17 protein-coding genes are annotated in these 15,615 nt (G+C 65.1%); 4 read left to right on the forward strand and 13 right to left on the reverse strand.

The window, feature by feature from the left end; all coding sequences use genetic code 11:
- Positions 1 to 120 precede the first annotated feature (120 nt).
- The 6 genes from WA904_RS00390 to WA904_RS00415 form a co-directional block, all read right to left on the reverse strand.
- On the reverse strand, positions 121 to 1,575 hold the full coding sequence (locus WA904_RS00390; protein WP_425195154.1) for an aldehyde dehydrogenase: 1,455 nt from the start codon (positions 1,573 to 1,575) through the stop codon (positions 121 to 123).
- Positions 1,576 to 1,593: 18 nt separating this feature from the next.
- Positions 1,594 to 2,409, reverse strand: coding sequence for an ABC transporter ATP-binding protein (locus WA904_RS00395; RefSeq protein WP_425195155.1), 816 nt, complete (start codon positions 2,407 to 2,409; stop codon positions 1,594 to 1,596).
- A complete protein-coding gene (locus WA904_RS00400) occupies positions 2,406 to 3,149 on the reverse strand; it encodes an ABC transporter ATP-binding protein (protein WP_425195156.1) in 744 nt (247 codons plus the stop codon). Before WA904_RS00400 ends, WA904_RS00395 begins: the two co-directional genes overlap by 4 nt.
- The gene (locus tag WA904_RS00405; RefSeq protein ID WP_425195157.1) at positions 3,142 to 4,119 is read right to left on the reverse strand and encodes a branched-chain amino acid ABC transporter permease; all 978 of its coding nucleotides are present in this window, start codon (positions 4,117 to 4,119) and stop codon (positions 3,142 to 3,144) included. The genes WA904_RS00400 and WA904_RS00405 overlap by 8 nt, the downstream gene beginning before the upstream one ends.
- A 9-nt stretch (positions 4,120 to 4,128) precedes the next feature.
- Positions 4,129 to 5,004 carry a branched-chain amino acid ABC transporter permease gene (locus WA904_RS00410; protein ID WP_425195158.1) on the reverse strand — a complete coding sequence of 292 codons (876 nt, stop codon included), beginning with the start codon at positions 5,002 to 5,004 and terminating at the stop codon, positions 4,129 to 4,131.
- Between the two features lie 99 nt (positions 5,005 to 5,103).
- Positions 5,104 to 6,303 carry an amino acid ABC transporter substrate-binding protein gene (locus tag WA904_RS00415; protein ID WP_425195159.1) on the reverse strand — a complete coding sequence of 400 codons (1,200 nt, stop codon included), beginning with the start codon at positions 6,301 to 6,303 and terminating at the stop codon, positions 5,104 to 5,106.
- A 299-nt stretch (positions 6,304 to 6,602) separates the two neighbouring features.
- Here WA904_RS00415 and WA904_RS00420 point away from each other — a divergent pair, with 299 nt between their 5' ends.
- Positions 6,603 to 7,583, forward strand: coding sequence for a helix-turn-helix domain-containing protein (locus tag WA904_RS00420; protein WP_425195160.1), 981 nt, complete (start codon positions 6,603 to 6,605; stop codon positions 7,581 to 7,583).
- Between the two features lie 81 nt (positions 7,584 to 7,664).
- On the opposite strand, the gene WA904_RS00425 is transcribed toward WA904_RS00420, so the two are convergent.
- The gene (locus WA904_RS00425) at positions 7,665 to 8,330 is read right to left on the reverse strand and encodes a Crp/Fnr family transcriptional regulator (protein ID WP_077593708.1); all 666 of its coding nucleotides are present in this window, start codon (positions 8,328 to 8,330) and stop codon (positions 7,665 to 7,667) included.
- 174 nt (positions 8,331 to 8,504) lie between these two features.
- Between WA904_RS00425 and WA904_RS00430 the strand changes: the two genes are divergently transcribed.
- Positions 8,505 to 9,275 (forward strand): class II aldolase/adducin family protein, encoded by a 771-nt coding sequence (locus tag WA904_RS00430; protein ID WP_425195161.1) that lies wholly within the window; start codon positions 8,505 to 8,507, stop codon positions 9,273 to 9,275.
- 19 nt (positions 9,276 to 9,294) lie between these two features.
- On the forward strand, positions 9,295 to 10,176 hold the full coding sequence (locus tag WA904_RS00435) for a bile acid:sodium symporter family protein (protein ID WP_425195162.1): 882 nt from the start codon (positions 9,295 to 9,297) through the stop codon (positions 10,174 to 10,176).
- Here WA904_RS00435 and WA904_RS00440 read toward each other — a convergent pair.
- From WA904_RS00440 to WA904_RS00455, 4 genes are all read right to left on the reverse strand, one after another.
- Entirely contained in the window at positions 10,173 to 11,021 is an 849-nt protein-coding gene (locus WA904_RS00440) for a transglutaminase-like domain-containing protein (protein WP_425195163.1), read from the reverse strand. The genes WA904_RS00435 and WA904_RS00440 overlap by 4 nt on opposite strands.
- Positions 11,002 to 11,313, reverse strand: coding sequence for a hypothetical protein (locus tag WA904_RS00445; protein ID WP_425195164.1), 312 nt, complete (start codon positions 11,311 to 11,313; stop codon positions 11,002 to 11,004). Before WA904_RS00445 ends, WA904_RS00440 begins: the two co-directional genes overlap by 20 nt.
- Before the next feature lie 33 nt (positions 11,314 to 11,346).
- Positions 11,347 to 11,532: a DUF1328 domain-containing protein gene (locus tag WA904_RS00450; protein ID WP_425195169.1), complete on the reverse strand. Its 186-nt coding sequence runs from the start codon at positions 11,530 to 11,532 to the stop codon at positions 11,347 to 11,349.
- A 224-nt stretch (positions 11,533 to 11,756) separates the two neighbouring features.
- Entirely contained in the window at positions 11,757 to 13,061 is a 1,305-nt protein-coding gene (locus WA904_RS00455) for a hypothetical protein (RefSeq protein WP_425195165.1), read from the reverse strand.
- A gap of 263 nt (positions 13,062 to 13,324) precedes the next feature.
- Between WA904_RS00455 and WA904_RS00460 the strand changes: the two genes are divergently transcribed.
- Positions 13,325 to 14,440: an alkene reductase gene (locus WA904_RS00460; protein ID WP_425195166.1), complete on the forward strand. Its 1,116-nt coding sequence runs from the start codon at positions 13,325 to 13,327 to the stop codon at positions 14,438 to 14,440.
- An 84-nt stretch (positions 14,441 to 14,524) separates the two neighbouring features.
- Here WA904_RS00460 and WA904_RS00465 read toward each other — a convergent pair whose 3' ends face one another.
- Together WA904_RS00465 and WA904_RS00470 are read right to left on the reverse strand one after the other, a co-directional pair.
- The gene (locus WA904_RS00465) at positions 14,525 to 15,106 is read right to left on the reverse strand and encodes a hemerythrin domain-containing protein (protein WP_425195167.1); all 582 of its coding nucleotides are present in this window, start codon (positions 15,104 to 15,106) and stop codon (positions 14,525 to 14,527) included.
- A gap of 44 nt (positions 15,107 to 15,150) precedes the next feature.
- Positions 15,151 to 15,615: HAD-IC family P-type ATPase (locus WA904_RS00470; protein WP_425195168.1), on the reverse strand; the 465-nt coding region annotated here is incomplete at its 5' end.

Genomic DNA, 15,615 nt, shown 5'->3' on the forward strand with positions numbered 1-15,615 from the left:
GGCGACGCAAAAAGAAAGTGAGTTGCCGCCGGGCAACCCCCGGCAAGCAGGCGCACTACCAACTAACGAAGCGCTGAAGTAGTTTGCAAACATGGATCCCGGATCAAGCCGGGATGACCGTCAGAACGGATAGTGCCGCGGCGTAGTCTGAATCGTGATCCACCGCAGCTCAGTGAACTCAGCCACACCCGCTTTGCCACCAAAGCGCCCGATCCCACTACCCTTCACGCCACCAAAAGGCATCTGCGCCTCGTCATGCACCGTCGGGCCGTTGACGTGACAGATGCCGGAGTCGATACGCCTGGCCACGTTGAAGGCACGTGCCATGTCACCGCCGAACACCGCGGCCGACAGGCCGTAGGCGTTGTCATTCGCGCAGGCCACGGCTTCCTCGACGCCGCTCACGCGCACCACACATTTGACCGGGCCAAAAGTTTCCTCGTGGTAAATGCGCATGGCCGGCGTCACATGGTCCAGCACGGTCGCGGGCATCAGTGTGTTTTCGGCCTTGCCGCCGCAGACCAGCTTCGCGCCCTTGGCGAGCGCGTCGTCGATCAGCGCATTGCAATGCTCCACGGTGCCCATACCGATGACCGAACCAAGCACCACCGGCTCGGGCTTGCGCGGGTCGCCTACCGGCAAGGCGCCGGCCTTGGCTGCGAACTTCTTGACAAAGGCGTCGGCCACTTTCTGGTCCACGATGATGCGTTCGGTGGACATGCAGATCTGCCCGCTGTTGGCAAAGCTGCCGAAGGCGGCGGCGTTGACCGCGTCGTCGATGTTGGCGTCGTCGAGGATCACCAGCGGCGCCTTGCCGCCAAGCTCCAGCACCACCGGCTTGAGGTACTTCGCGCAGGTCATCGCGATGATCTTGCCGACCTTGGTGGAGCCGGTGAAGTTGACGCGTCGCACCGCGGGGTGGGCCACCATGGCCTCGACCACCATGCCTGCATCGGCCGGGGCGTTGGTGATGTAGTTGACGACACCGGGCGGAAAGCCGGCGTCAGCGAAAGCCTCCACGATCAGCTGGTGGGTGCGCGGGCAGTTCTCCGAGCCCTTGAAGATCACCGTATTGCCGCAGGCCAGCGGCGTCGCAATCGCGCGCACCCCGAGAATGATGGGCGCGTTCCACGGCGCGATGCCGAGCACCACACCCGCCGGCTGGCGCACACCCATGGCCAGGCTGCCGGGCACGTCGGACGGAATCACTTCACCGCTGATCTGCGTGGTCAGCGAGGCCGCCTCGCGGATCATGCCGGCGGCCAGCATCACATTGAAGCCGGCCCACATGCCGGACGCGCCGGTCTCGGCGGCCACGGCTTCGATGAACTGCGGCGTCTTCGCCTCCAGCGCATCGGCGGCCTTGAGCAGCAGCGCGCGGCGTGCGCTCGGTCCGGTTTCGCTCCAGGTCTTGAAGGCTTCGGCAGCGGCTTCCACCGCCATCACCGCATCGGCCGGCGAGGCCGCCGGTGCGCGGGTAGCGACGCTGCCGTCGAGCGGGTTGCGGCGCTCAAAGGTGGCGCCTTTTTCAGCGGTGACCTTGAGGCCGTTGATCAGCATGGACATGTCAGACATGGAAATACTCCTTGAGAATTACAGGACCCGTTCAGGCTCAGCCTGAACGGTGGTTTTCGCAGCACTTGTGGCTGTGGTGGCCCCGGCGGCACCGGCACCGAGATAGGCTTCGCGGATCACGGTCGAACGCGCCAGCAGCGCGGCCGGCCCGCTGGCCACCAGCGTGCCGCGCTCCAGCACATAACCGCGGTCGGCCACGGCCAGCGCCTTCTTCACGTTCTGCTCGACCATCAGCACCGTGGTGCCGCTGTCGGCAATGCGGCGCGTGATCGCCAGCAGCTCGTCGACCATGCGCGGCGCCAGGCCCAGCGAGGGTTCGTCCAGCATCAGCAGGCGCGGTGCACTCATCATGGCGCGCGCCACCGCCACCATCTGCTGCTCGCCGCCGCTCATGGTGCCAGCCAGCTGCTGGGCGCGTTCGCGCAGCTTGGGAAAATCGTTGAAGGCCTGCTCCAGGCGCCGTGCGCGTTCGGCCTTGACCATCAGCCAGCCGCCGAGCTCGAGGTTTTCAGTCACCGTCATCTGGGGAAACAACTGCCGGCCTTCCGGTACCAAAGCCATACCGCCCTTGACGATGTCACTGGTTTTTTCGGGCAGCGCTTCGCCATTGAGCAGCACCTCGCCGCCGCGCGGAATCAGGCCGGACAGCGCCTTGAGCAGGGTCGTCTTGCCGGCGCCGTTGGGCCCGAGGATGACGGTCAGGCCGGGTTTGACTTCGAGCGTCAGATCGCGCAGCACCAAGAAGGCGCCGTAACCGGCGCTCAGGCCCTGGACTTTCAGGTGTGCATGGCTGGACGTATCCAGCACAAAGGGCGTGGGGGCATACCACATCATGCGGCTTGCTCCATCTCATCACCGAGGTAGGCTTCGATCACCTCTTCATTGCGCACCACCTCGGCCGGCGTGCCGTCGGCAATCTTGCGGCCCTGGTGCAGCACGATCACGCGCTCCACATGGCGCAGCAACGTGGTCACCGCGTGTTCGATCCACACCACGCTCAGGTCCAGCTCGTCGCGCATGCGGCGTATCAGCTGCGCCATGTTTTCGATCTCGGCCTCGGTCAGGCCGGCCGCCACCTCGTCGAGCAGCAGCAGGCGCGGCCGCGTGGCCAGCGCCATGCCGACTTCGAGCAAGCGCTGCTGTGAAGGCGTGATGGCGCCTGCGGGCAATGCGGCTTGTTCACGCAAGCCGATCAGTTCGAGAATGCTGGTTTCGTCGCGCAGGAGCCAGGAGCCCTGGCGCGTCCGTCCGGCAAACTTCAGCCCGAAACCGATGTTGGCTTCGACCGGCATGTCGGGAAACACGCGCGGCGTCTGGAAGGTGCGCGCAATGCCGGCGGCGGCATAACGGTGCGGGCCCTGGCCGCTGAGGTTGCGGCCGACGACCATTAACTGCCCGGAGGTCGGCGCGATCACGCCCGAAATCGCATTGAAAAAAGTGGTCTTGCCGGCACCGTTGGGGCCGATGATGCCGACCAGTTCACCGGCATGGAAGTCGGCGCTGACGGCATCGACCGCGGTCAGCCCGCCAAAACGCACGCTGATGTCACGCGCCTGCAGCAGCAACTCAGCCATTCTTGCGCTCCCTGCTGTTCAGGCCGCGCACCCAGCCGCGGCTGTCCCGCCACCAGCCGCTGACGGTCGACCGGCGCAGTGAGGCCAGCCCACCCGGCAGGTAGAGCACACTCAGGATCAGCAACAGGCCCAGCGACATCATGTAGACCTGCGGCGCCTGCAGGCGCAGGGTCTCGGCCAGCACGCTGAACACAATGGCGGCGATCAGCGGGCCCCACAGCGTGACCGCGCCGCCGATCAGCGCGATCAGCACCGTCTGGAAACCGATGAAGGGATTAAATACCGTGTGCGGGTCGATATAGGTCCAACGCACCGCCATGGCCGCGCCCACGGCGCCAGCAAACGCGGCCGTCATCGCAAAGCCGGCCACCTTGATCAGCCGCGTGTTCACGCCCAGGGTCTGCGCACGCTGCTCGTCCGCACCTATGCCCATGAGCGCCAGCCCGAAGCGGCTGCGCCGCACGATGATGGACACCAGCACCGCCGCCACGGCGAGTGCGAGCACCGTGAGGTAAATCGTGTCGCGGTCTGGCACCACCGTCAGCACCCGGCCCACGGTACCGGTAACCTTCTTTTCAAAATAGGTCACGGCATGGCGGATCAGTTCGGTCATGCCGAAGGTCAGCACGGCAAAATAGGTGCCGCGCAGATGCAGCACAGCCGCCCCCATGACCACGGCGACCACGGCGGCAATGCCGGCGCCCAGTGCAATTGACTCGAGCCAGGCCATTTTTTCCAGCGCAATCGCGCTGGTGTAGGCGCCGATGCCGAAAAAGGCGGAGGTCGCCAGCGACAGGTAACGCGTGCTGCCGCAGAACAGGCCCCAGCTCGAGGACAGCGCCACATACATCAGGCAGGTCAGCGCCATCGAGACGACGAACTCGCTGCCGTAATGCGGCAGCGCCAGCGCCCAGCCGGCAAAGGCCAGCAGCAGCAGCAGGTCGCGCACAAGAATCTGTTTGTCTTTCATTCGTTTTCTTTATTTGGCAAACAGGCCGCGCGGACGCAACAACAACACCGCAATAAACACGCTGTACGACAGCAGCGCCTTCAGCGAAGGATTCGTGAAATGCATGCCCAGCGCTTCCACCACACCCAGCAGCAGGCCGCCGGCCAGTGCGCCGCTCATGCTGCCGAAACCGCCCAGCGTGATCACGATGAGCGCGGTCACCGTGTAGGGCTCGCCCATCGAAGGCGTGATGGTGTAGGCCATGGACAGCAGGCAGCCGGCCACGCCCGACAGTCCCAGGCCGATGCCGAACATCAGCGGGTGCAGGCGCTGCGTGTCTATACCCACCAGCTGCGCACCGGTCGGCGACTGCATCAGCGCACGCACGCCCTTGCCCAGCAGGGTGAAGCGCAGCAGCGTTATCAGCGCGCCACTGAACAGCAGCGCCAGGCCGAACACCAGCAGCTTGTTGCCGGCAAACTGCGCCTCGCCGATCTTCACCGGCTCGGCCAGGTAGTCGTAGCCGCGCAAATCGCCGCCCCACATGAAGGAGGCGAAGTTCTGCACCAGGAACATCAGGCCGAACGCCACCATCAGCCCGCGCGCCTCGAAGATGTCGAGGTTCGGCGACGTGACGGTCAAGCGTCGGAAACACAGCTTGTGGATCACCAGGCCCAGCGCCATCAGCGCCAGAAAGGACACCGGCACCATCAGCAGCGGCGAGATGCCCAGCGTGGTGTGCGCCATCCAGGTCAGGTAGGCGCCCAGCATCAGGAACTCGCCGTGCGCGATGTTCAGGATGCGCATCAGCCCGTACTGCAGGTTCAGCCCGAGTGCCACCAGCGCGTAGATGCCACCGGTGATGAGCCCGGAGGCAATCAGTTCAAGCCAGGAAAAAAGTGACATGGGTCTCTGTTTCAGGGACACCACGGAACCGGCTTTGCCGGGCCGCAGATGTCGCCCCCTAGCGGGGGAGGTGCCGAAGGCGCTTCGGGGAGAGAGGGGTTATTTCCAGGCGGGCTTGACGAGGCTGAGCTTGGCGGTGGCCACCTTCTGCGGCCACACCACCTCGAACTCGCCGTTTTGCCACTGGCTGACGGTGCCTGGTGTGGACGTGTTTTCACTGCCGGTGAACTTGATGTCGCCGATGATGGTCTTGTGCGTATTGCCGGCAATGTAGTCGCGGATCGCCTTGCGGTCCAGACCGGACTTGGCCACGGCCGCCTGCAGGATCTCCAGGCCGGCCCAGCAGTGGCCGCTCGCCCAGCGGTCCGGCTCCTTACCGCCGAACTTCTTCGTGTGCGCATCGAAGTAGGCCTTGGCGGCCGGACTGGTCTTGCTGTTCCACGAGCCCATGCCGAGCACGCCTTCGGCGCCGGCCGGTGTCATCACGTTGCGGTACAGCTGGAAGGCGGTGCCCACCGAGGCGTAATAAAACCTCGGGTTGAAACCGATTTCCTTGGATTGCTTGCTCGCCAGGATGGTGTCGGGCGGGTAGCTCAGGCCGATGAAGGCTTCCGGGTTCTTGTCCTTGATGGAGCGCAGCACCGGCGACAGGTCCTTGATGTCGCCGGGGTAGCTTTTTTCTTCCACCACCTGGATGCTGGTGCTGCGCAGCGCCACCTTGAGCGCCGAGAAATTCTCCAGGCCGAACAGGTCGTCCACATAAATGACGGCCACCGTCTTCACGCCATTGGCCACCAGCATGTCGACCAGCGCGCCGACCATGCGGTCGGGCTGCTGCAGCAGCAAAAAGAAGTTCGGCAGCTTCAGCTCGACCAGCTTGCGCGACAGCGCCGTCGGCGCCAGCACCGGGTAACCCATGCGGTTGGCCAGTGGCGCAATCGCAAAATTGGCGTTCGAGCCCCAAGGCGGCAGGATCAAGTCGACCTTGTCGCTGCCCATCAGTTTTTCATACGAACGCACGCAGGTCTCGATGTCGCTGCGGTCGTCGGAGCTGATCAGCTCGATCGGGCGTTTCGTGCCCTTGACGTCCAGGCCGCCAGCCGCGTTCTGCTGCTCGGCCCACAGCAGGTAGTTGGGCTCCTGGCTGACCTGCGCGCCGCCGGTCCACGGGCCGGTGCGGGCGATGGCGTAACCGATGCGCACAGGGCTCGCCTGGGCAAAAAGGGAGGGCGCAAAAGCAGCTGCGCCGACGGCGGCTGCGGCGCCCTTGAGCAATTGACGCTTGGATGGCTGGACCATGTTGTCTCCTGTGTGGTCGCCCTGAAGGGCTGTTGGAATCCGCATGATAGGCAGCCACCAGGCCGTACGCTTTGCTCAGCGCGCACAAAGCAGTTGACGCAGAGCGCACGCCGATCGGGGTTAACCCTTGACCTGAAAGCCCGACAGGACAGGGCACAACGCCCATAATCTTTTCCACGGGGGAGGGCCCCCACGCTTGTCGCTTCGCGTACTTCGCTCCCCCCGAGGGGGCTGTGCTTGCTTGGGGCGGCCCGGCGCAGCGCACCTGCGCTCCAAGCCCCGAAGAACTGGAGACAAATATGACTGCGGCCACAGTGGTATCCACCGATAATTTCGCCCCGCGCGAACGCGCACCGGTATGGCGTGAATGGATCTGGAAGCACTTCGGCGGCCTGCAGTCAGATCTGTACGGCGACACCGACTTTGACGGCCACATGGCCGCCGGCCAGGCCGGTGATGTCATCCTGACCAAACTCGAGGCAAACCGCCACCGCGTGGTGCGAACCGCCGACATGGCACGCGCCAGCGACACCGGTTACTTCAAGATCGTGGCGCCCATGCAGGGCCGCGCCGGCGTCGAGCAGATGGGGCGGCGCGCCTGGGTCAGTCCCGGCGCCTGGACCATTTACGACACCACAGGCTCTTACGCCGTGGACAACCCCGAACGCGTGGAACACCTGATCGTCATGGTGCCGAAAGCCCAGCTCATCGAACGCGGCCTGGCATTGGAAAACCTGATGGCGCGCCATGTGGGCGGGGCCAGCGGCATTTCGCGCGTGGCCCTGACCACCATGCGCAGCACCTACCAGGAGCTGCCCAACATGAGTGCCGCCGCCGCCCGTGGCGCTGGCGAGTTGATCGCCCAGTTGGTGCGCCTCTCGCTGATCGAGCTGAGCGGGCAGGAAACCGCCGTGACCCAGCGCGAAGCCCTGAAGGACCGCATTCGCGCCTATGTGGCAGGACGGCTGCGCGACCCGGGGCTCAACATCGAGCAGATTGCCCATGCGCTGAACTGCAGCAAGCGCCACCTGCACAACGCCTTTACCGGTGAAGAAGAGACCCTGGCCAGCTACATCCTGCATCTGCGGCTGCAAGCCTGCATCCGCGAACTGCAGCAAACCGGCCCGCAGGCCAGCCCCATCACCGACATTGCGCTGTCCTGGGGCTTCAACAACCTCTCGCATTTCAGCCGCGTGTTCCGCGAACACACCGGTCTGAGCCCCAGCGCGTTCAGGCAGTCGCCGCTTCTGCGCACCGTGGTACAGCCCCTGCAGCATTGACATTGAAAAAAATCGGGCTCCGACCCAATAGACACGGGCGCCAACAGCTTCCTTTTTGATAGCGTCCTTGATGACACTCTGTCAGCGCGAAGGATCGCTCAAGGCCTTCAACCGCGCGCCCGACGCAATCACGATGCGCCGGTAGCGCAGCTCCACTGCACCCAGCGCCGCCAGGGCTTTCAACTCCTTCGACAAGGTCTGCCGCGTGATGCCCAGCATCATGGCCAGGGCTTCCTGCGACACCGGCACCACCGGCCGGTCATCGGCCGCCATGGTGACATCGCCCCGCGCCAGCAATAGCAGGCGCCGCGCCACGCGCGCCCGGGTGGACCGCAGCGCTGCATCTTCCACCAGGCCGTACAGTGAACGCACGCGCGCGGCCAGCATGGCGGCCACCGCGCGCGCAAAAGGCGCTTCGTCCATCAGCGCGGTGAACACCGGCTGCGGCACCACCAGCACCTCGACGGGGCCCAGGGCGGTGGCATCGTGGGTGCGCGGCTGGTGGTCCATCAGCGAGATCTCGCCCATCCAGTTGCCGGCTTCCAGCACCACGAAAATCGCTTCCCGTCCATCCTCGCGCAACGAAGAGATCTTCAGCGTGCCGCTGAGCAGGCCGTAAAACCCGCCGGGTGCGTCCCCCTGGCGAAACAGCATTTCCCCGGGCCGCAGGCGCAACAGCTCCGCCGCACCCAGCAGCACTTGCCGGTCAGCCAGCCGCAGCGCGCCAAACCAGGGGTTGGCCGACATGCGTAGCAACAAGGCGTCGGCCGCGCTCGCGCTGGAAGAAGACGGGGAAGGGGGCCGTGTCCCGGGAAGTACATTCACAGCGCCAATTGTCAAATTTTTGACAGTTGTCCGTCAAGCTCTTACGTATCGTGCATCAAGCCCGTTTTTTTTTAACACCTGTCCAGGAGACAAACCATGCACATCCCCTCACTGAAAGAAGTCGTCAGCGCCGAAGAATGGCAATTGCGCTGCGACCTCGCCGCCTGTTACCGGCTGGCAGCCCTTTACGGCTGGAGCGACCTGGTGTTCACCCACATCAGCGCCAAGCTGCCCGAGTCCGTCAGCGGCGCCGGCGCGCACCACTTCCTGATCAACCCCTATGGCCTGATGTTCGACGAGATCACGGCTTCCAGCCTGGTCAAGGTGGACGACCAGTGCAACAAGGTCATCGACTCGGCCTTCCCGGTAAACCCCGCCGGCTTTGTGATCCACAGCGCCGTGCATGAAGCCAGAAGCGACGCCGGCTGCGTGCTGCACACCCATACCCGCGCGGGCGTCGCCGTCAGCGCGCAGAAATGCGGCGTGTTGCCCATCAGCCAGCAGTCCACCTTTGTGCTGGGATCACTGGCTTACCACGCGTACGAAGGCGTGGCCTTCCGCGACGACGAAAAGCCGCGCCTGCAGGCCGACCTGGGCAAGGCCAACTTCCTGATGCTGCGCAACCACGGCCTGCTGGTGGTCGGCAAGACGATTGCCGACGCTTTTCTTTCCATGTACACCTTCGAGAACACCTGCCGCATCCAGCTCGATGCCCAGGCCGGCGGCGAACTCATTGAAGTCCATCCGCAAATCGTCAAGGGCGTGGCCGAGGCCATGCGGGTGCAGACCAGCGGCCTCGGTGGCGCCTTTGCCTGGCCGGCATTGATCAGGAAGCTGGACCGGCTCGACGAAAGCTACAAGTCATGAGCCACACGGAGGCATCCGCATGACCGGCTCACCCGTCGTGACCCAGCTGCTGGTGGCCGCGCTGGCGCTGGTCATGTTCGGCCTGGGCCTGTCGCTGGGCACGCAGGACTTCACACGCCTTTTCAAACACCCCAAGGCCGTGGTGATTGCGCTGCTGCTGCAAATCGTGGTGCTGCCGCTGGCCTGTTACGGGCTGATCGTGCTCCTCAAGGTGCCGCCGCTGTTTGCCGTGGGCCTGATGCTGCTGGCGGCTTCACCCGGCGGCATTTCGGCCAACCTGTTCAGCCACCTGTTCGGCGGCAATGTGGCCATGAACATCTCGCTGACGGCCATCAACACCGTGCTGTCCATCGTCACCCTGCCGCTCATTGCCAATTGGGCCATCAGCCACTTCGCCGGCACCGGCCAGATGGTGCCGCTGCAGTTCGGCAAGGTGGTGGAGGTGATTGCCATCGTGCTGATTCCCGTGTTCGTCGGCATGTGTGTGCGCACCTGGAAGCCCGGCTTTGCCGCGCGCTCGGAAAAGCCGATGAAGGTCTTCAGCGCCCTGGTGCTGGCCGTGGTGGCCATCGGTGCGCTCGCAAAAGAATGGCAGGCACTGAGCACGAGCTTTGCATCGATCGGCCCGGCCGTGGTTGCGTTCAACCTGGTGAGCTTGCTGGCCGGGTACTACCTCTCGCGCGCTGCCGGCCTGGACAAGCCCATGTCCACCGCCATCAGCTACGAAATCGGCATCCACAACTCCACGCTGGCGATTTTTATTGCGCTGGCGGTGCTGGACAATTTCCAGCTCGCGCTGCCGGCGGCCATTTATTCCGCCAGCATGTACATCACGGCCACGCTCTTTGGCCTGGGCGTACTCAGGCGCGGCACCGGGCCGGCAGCCGCCAAGCCCGCCTAGGCGGGCACCAGGGAAGGCGCTACCGGCTGTTCGCCGACAGCCTGGTCGGCGGCAGGCTTGTCGCCCTGGTCCACCATGAGTTCCTTGCGCAGCATCTGCACATTGCCGAATATCGTGGCAAAGGCCACATCCTTGGCATCGCGCCCGGTGCCCACACGCACCAGCCGGTCGTTCGGCGCCATGTGGGTCGCGTCGAACAGCACCCAGCGGCCGTCGAGCCAGGCTTCGAACACCGCGTGAAAGTCCTGCGGCGGTTCGTCAAAATAAACATAGCCCACCACCAGGCGCGCGGGAATGTTCAGCGCCCGGCACAGCGTGATGCCCAGGTGCGCAAAATCGCGGCAAACACCGGCGCGCTGCACAAACACCTCCTGCGCCGTGGTGGTTGAATTGCTGAAGCCCGGCAGGTACTGGATGGAATCGTGAATCCAGCTTTCAATGGCCTGCACCCGCGACAGGCCGGGCGAGATGTGGCCGAACAGCTGCTGCGCCGCACGGCTCATCACGTCGGACTCGCAATAGCGGCTCGGCATCAGGTAATGCAGCACCTCGTCGGGCAGCGCCGTGACCGCCGCCTCCTCCAGGTGCGGCGGTATACCCGCATGTTGGAGCTCGACCTGCGCATGGTAGTTCACCGACAGCTGGCCGCGCGGCGCGTCCAGCCGGAAAAAGCGGGTGCCGGTGCGTTCATCGCAGAAGTGGCGCACCTTGACGCTGGGCGTCACGGTCAGCCGCTCTTCCACCACCTGGTGGGCCTCGTGAAAGGCCGCCTCAATGTTGAAGCAGAAATGGGTGGGGCTCGCCACCTCGTAGTCGAGCAGGCAATCAATCGTCGCGATGTGCATCAGGGCCCTTGATGGAAGTGGATGAAGCGTGGGGAAGCGGTGTTTGGGGCTTCGCCTGCTCCTCTTCAGGAAAAGCCTCCTTCTTGCGGGCCGGGGAAAACCAGTTTTTGCAGGTGACCAGCATCATCTGGGCCGCCCGCTCGAGTGAGTCCACGGCGAGGTCGCGGCGGTTGCGCGCGCGCAGGCGCGCCAGCAACAGCAGCTGCGCAATGCTGGCCCACTGACCCACGTTGCGTTTCACTTCCACTTCTGCCGCACGGCCATCCGGCCGGGACGGTTTCAGCTCAGCCATGCCATGATCTGTCCAGACAATGCCAGCCTGCATCTACTTGAGTACTTTCCGGGCAGCACCCACCCCGAGGGCTGCCAACACTACAAAAATAACGGCCAGGATCAGGAACAGGCCGAACAGGATTTTGGCAATGCCCGCCGTCCCCGCAGCGATGCCGCCGAAGCCCAGGGCACCGGCAATCAGCGAAATGATCGCGAAAATAATGGCGTACTTCAACATCTTGTTTCTCCCGGAAAATGCGGCGCACGAATGCAGCGAGCGCTTCGACGCGCGCCATCCATGCATCCGGGAATCGTAGGTCGCAGGTGTTACCGGACGAATCAGCAGCCCACCCATGCCGCTGTAGGACAACACCCAGACCCCTTGATTGCTATATTTTCAATAGCTGACAGCGCACGAATACCAGAGGTTTCCAGCCTTTTCGGCTAAGCACGGGTAACACCTCAGCGGCCAAAAAGCTTCTTCAGGCGCTCACCGGCGCGGTCGCCCAGTTCCATGCCGGCACCGGTACCCACCCCGGGCATCATGGCCGTGCCGATGGCCGCGCCCAGCAACGCGCCGCGGGTCAGCGTGACTTCCGGCGCAGCCAGTGTGCCGCCCACCACCAGCGGCACACCCACGGTGCTGCCCAGGCTCACGCTGATGCGCCCGTTCAGCACTTGCGTGGCCGACACCGCCACCTGGCCGGTCGCGCTCAGCGCGCCCGAACTCGCCACCAGGTTGTTCAGCTGCGCTGCCCGGCCCTGCGACTGGACCTGCCCGGCCAGGGTGTCCAGCCGCGTCTGCCCGCCGCGGTTCAGGCCCACGGTCTGCACCGCCTTCACCAGGTCCATGCCGTTGAGCACCGCGTCCTTCACCGTGAAACTTGTTTCGGTCCGCAGCGCCTCCACCAGGCCGGCCGTTGTCGCTGCACTGGCCTTGAGGGTGGTCGATGCCTCCAGTTTGCCGCTGAGCGGCCGGTTCGGCGCCGTCAGCGCCGAAACCTCGACGCCCCGCGTCTCCAGCTGGCCTTGCAGCACCAGCGCCAGAGCACCCGGCGCGCCCTCCTGCATGCCAATCCGTCCCGCCACCGTGCCGCCGCCCACCTCGATGCGCAGCGCCCATTGCCCGGCCTGTTCGCGCTGCAGCCGGCCGCGCAGCCCCTGCAGGTTGCCTTTGACCACGTGGAGGGACGCGTCGTCGAGCAGGCCGTCGCCGCCCAGGCGCAGCTCGGCGTCCATCGTCGTGCTGGCCCCCTTGAGATTGGTCCAGCTCACGCCCTGCAGCAGCGCGCGGCGCGGCAACCAGTCGGTCACGGCAACTTCGGCATCGCCAGGCTCGGCATCTGGAGCCCTTTTAGCCTCCGGCCCAGGACCAGTGAACGTGGACTGCTTCCTTTTTTGTAGCGACAGCAGCAGCGCATCGATGGCCTGCTGCGGCAGCACCGCATCGCGCAACACCAGTGTGGCAATTTCCAGCCGGCCCCGCAGCAGCGCCAGCCAGCCCGGCCGCAGTTCCAGGCGGGCCAGCGTCAGGGGCGGCTTGGTCTGCACACGCACGCCGTTCAGCGCCACCGCAGGCAGCGGCCACAGCGCCACCTCGATACCTCCCAGCTGCACCGGCAGGCCCAGCACGGCCGTGGCCTCACGCTCCATGCGCTGCCTGAACCCGTCGCTGCTGACCCAGCCCTGCAGCACCAGCGCCACACCGGCCAGCAAAAGCACAGCGGCCAGCGCCGCAACCAACACCCATTTGAAAATTTTTGCCATTCCCGTATTGTGGCGAGTCCCTGCATGGCGGAGCGCCCTGCGGTACAGATGGCGATGGCAGGGGCTTTGCCGGGCAGCCTGCTGCGCCACCCTGCCCAATGTTCGCTTCCTTGGGCCAGATCAAGATACACACCACAAAGCTGCGGTAACTTGTTCAAAATACCCCATCGCTGCTAGCACGAATCCAGCAGCCCGTGTTGCACAAGCCAATCGATATCCGCCCACACTGCGGGCTGTTGTCCTTTTTTCACCGGAGCCCTTTCATGCCTACTTTGTTCGACCCCGTCCAGGTCGGCGACCTGCACCTTGCCAACCGCATCGTCATGGCGCCGCTCACACGCAACCGCGCGCCCGACGCCATTCCCACGGCGCTCATGGCCGAGTACTACAGCCAGCGTGCCAGCGCCGGCCTGCTGGTCACCGAAGCCACTGCCATCAGCCACCAGGGCCAGGGCTACGCCGACGTTCCGGGCCTCTACGGCACAGAGCAGCTCGATGGCTGGAAAAAAGTCACCGCCGCCGCGCACAAGGCCGGCGGCAAGATCGTGGTGCAGCTCTGGCACGTGGGCCGCGTCTCGCACAACGAGTTGCAGCCCCATGGCGGCAAGCCGGTGGCGCCTTCGGCCATCACTGCCAAGACCAAAACCGTGCTGATCAAGGACGGCGTGCCAACCTTTGTGGAGACCTCCGAGCCGCGCGCGCTGGACGCCGGCGAACTGCCGGGCATCGTGCATACCTACCAGGCCGCGGCGCGCAACGCGGTGGAAACGGCGGGCTTCGACGGCGTGGAGATCCACGGCGCCAACGGTTACCTGCTTGACCAGTTCCTCAAGAGCGGCTCCAACCAGCGCACCGATGACTACGGCGGCAGCATTGAAAACCGCGCCCGCCTGATGCTCGAGGTGGTGCGTGCCGTCACCGGCGCCATCGGGGGTGGCCGCACCGGCATTCGCCTGTCGCCCGTGACACCGGCCAATGACGCGTTCGATGCCGATCCGCAGCCGTTGTTTGATTACGTGGTCCGGCAACTGGCCAGCCTGAACCTGGCCTACCTTCACATCATCGAAGGCGCCACCGGCGGTCCGCGCGAACTGCCGGACCGCCCGTTCGACTACACGGCATTGAAGGCAGCCTACCGCGCGGCGGGCGGCAAGGGTGCATGGATGGTCAACAACGGTTACGACCAGACCCTGGCCGGGCGCGCCGTCCAGGAAGGTGCCGACCTGGTCGCCTTCGGCAAGCCCTACATCGCCAACCCCGACCTGGTGCGCCGCCTGCGCGAGAGCGCGCCGCTGAACACGCCCGACAAGGCCACTTTTTACGGCGGCGGAGCCAAAGGCTACACCGATTATCCAACGTTATCGCTATCGAATGTATAGCTGATTGCGCAGACTGGACAAGGGCTCAACGCGCTTTTCGCCTGAAATTCAGTGCGCAGCCGGGGTGTACACCCGGAACCGAGCTCAGGCCTGTCCCACACCGATGGGTGAGGGTGCGGTCAGCACGATGCGCGTGAACAGCCGGTCGTAACACGGGTCGCGCACACCGCCCGCGAGGGGGTCGCGTTCATGCTGGAAGGCAGCATCAAGCTGGGTCCAGTCGTCCGCTGACAGTGCCTTTTGCGCGGCCGGCAGCAGCTGCGTTTCTTCGGTGCGCATGTGGTCCAGGTAAAAACTCGCATAGGCCTGCGCCGCCTCGGCAAAGGCGGCGTGCCGCGACTCGCCAATCAGCTCCCAGGCCAGCAGCAGGTGCTGCAGTTCGCGCACCTTGCCCTCGCCCATCATGTGGTCGGACTCCAGCCGCCGGATCACGGGCATCAGCTCGGGCGCGGCACGTGCTATCCGCGGAAACAGCAGGTCCGACTCCTTGGGGTGGTGCAGCTTCTCGGGGAACTCGTCGATGTAAAACAGCATGGCCCGCAGCACGTCAAAAAAGCGCTCGGGCTCGTCGCCCGGACCGCGCTCCAGCATCATTGACAGCGAGCGCAGCACGGCCGCCACGGCAGCATGTTCGTCACGGATGATTTGAAGGGTCGAATGCGGCATGGTTGCAGCTTCACACAGGCGCCGGGGTTGCGTGTTGATCCAGGTCAAGGCCTGCGCTGGCCCTGCAGCCGCCAGCGCTTGAGCAGCAACGCGTTGGAAATCACACTGACGCTGGACAGCGCCATCGCCGCACCCGCCACCACCGGACTCAGGAAACCCAGCGCCGCCAGCGGGATACCGGCCACGTTGTAGGCAAAGGCCCAGAACAGGTTCTGGCGGATCTTCATGACCGTGCGGTGCGAGATGTCGAGGGCACCGGCCACCAGCGCCACGTCGCCGCGCATCAGCGTGATGCCGGCTGCGTGCATGGCCACATCGGTGCCCGTGCCCATGGCCATACCGACATCGGCCGCCGCCAGCGCCGGGGCGTCGTTGACGCCGTCTCCAACCATGACCACGGTATGCCCACCCGCCTTCAGCGCCGCCACCTTGGCCGCCTTGTCGCCAGGCAACACCTCGGCCATCACCTCGTCGGCGCCCAGCCCCAGCCGCGCGCCCATGGCCAGCGC

Source organism: Polaromonas sp., assembly GCF_049790275.1.
Lineage (GTDB): Bacteria > Pseudomonadota > Gammaproteobacteria > Burkholderiales > Burkholderiaceae_C > Polaromonas.

Coding starts and splice junctions, on each gene's coding strand:
- WA904_RS00390 (WP_425195154.1), bottom strand. CDS start 1,575: ATGTCTGACATGTCCATGCTGATCAACGGCCTCAAGGTCACCGCTGAA.
- WA904_RS00395 (WP_425195155.1), bottom strand. CDS start 2,409: ATGATGTGGTATGCCCCCACGCCCTTTGTGCTGGATACGTCCAGCCAT.
- WA904_RS00400 (WP_425195156.1), bottom strand. CDS start 3,149: ATGGCTGAGTTGCTGCTGCAGGCGCGTGACATCAGCGTGCGTTTTGGC.
- WA904_RS00405 (WP_425195157.1), bottom strand. CDS start 4,119: ATGAAAGACAAACAGATTCTTGTGCGCGACCTGCTGCTGCTGCTGGCC.
- WA904_RS00410 (WP_425195158.1), bottom strand. CDS start 5,004: ATGTCACTTTTTTCCTGGCTTGAACTGATTGCCTCCGGGCTCATCACC.
- WA904_RS00415 (WP_425195159.1), bottom strand. CDS start 6,303: ATGGTCCAGCCATCCAAGCGTCAATTGCTCAAGGGCGCCGCAGCCGCC.
- WA904_RS00420 (WP_425195160.1), top strand. CDS start 6,603: ATGACTGCGGCCACAGTGGTATCCACCGATAATTTCGCCCCGCGCGAA.
- WA904_RS00425 (WP_077593708.1), bottom strand. CDS start 8,330: ATGTCGGCCAACCCCTGGTTTGGCGCGCTGCGGCTGGCTGACCGGCAA.
- WA904_RS00430 (WP_425195161.1), top strand. CDS start 8,505: ATGCACATCCCCTCACTGAAAGAAGTCGTCAGCGCCGAAGAATGGCAA.
- WA904_RS00435 (WP_425195162.1), top strand. CDS start 9,295: ATGACCGGCTCACCCGTCGTGACCCAGCTGCTGGTGGCCGCGCTGGCG.
- WA904_RS00440 (WP_425195163.1), bottom strand. CDS start 11,021: ATGCACATCGCGACGATTGATTGCCTGCTCGACTACGAGGTGGCGAGC.
- WA904_RS00445 (WP_425195164.1), bottom strand. CDS start 11,313: ATGGCTGAGCTGAAACCGTCCCGGCCGGATGGCCGTGCGGCAGAAGTG.
- WA904_RS00450 (WP_425195169.1), bottom strand. CDS start 11,532: ATGTTGAAGTACGCCATTATTTTCGCGATCATTTCGCTGATTGCCGGT.
- WA904_RS00455 (WP_425195165.1), bottom strand. CDS start 13,061: ATGGCAAAAATTTTCAAATGGGTGTTGGTTGCGGCGCTGGCCGCTGTG.
- WA904_RS00460 (WP_425195166.1), top strand. CDS start 13,325: ATGCCTACTTTGTTCGACCCCGTCCAGGTCGGCGACCTGCACCTTGCC.
- WA904_RS00465 (WP_425195167.1), bottom strand. CDS start 15,106: ATGCCGCATTCGACCCTTCAAATCATCCGTGACGAACATGCTGCCGTG.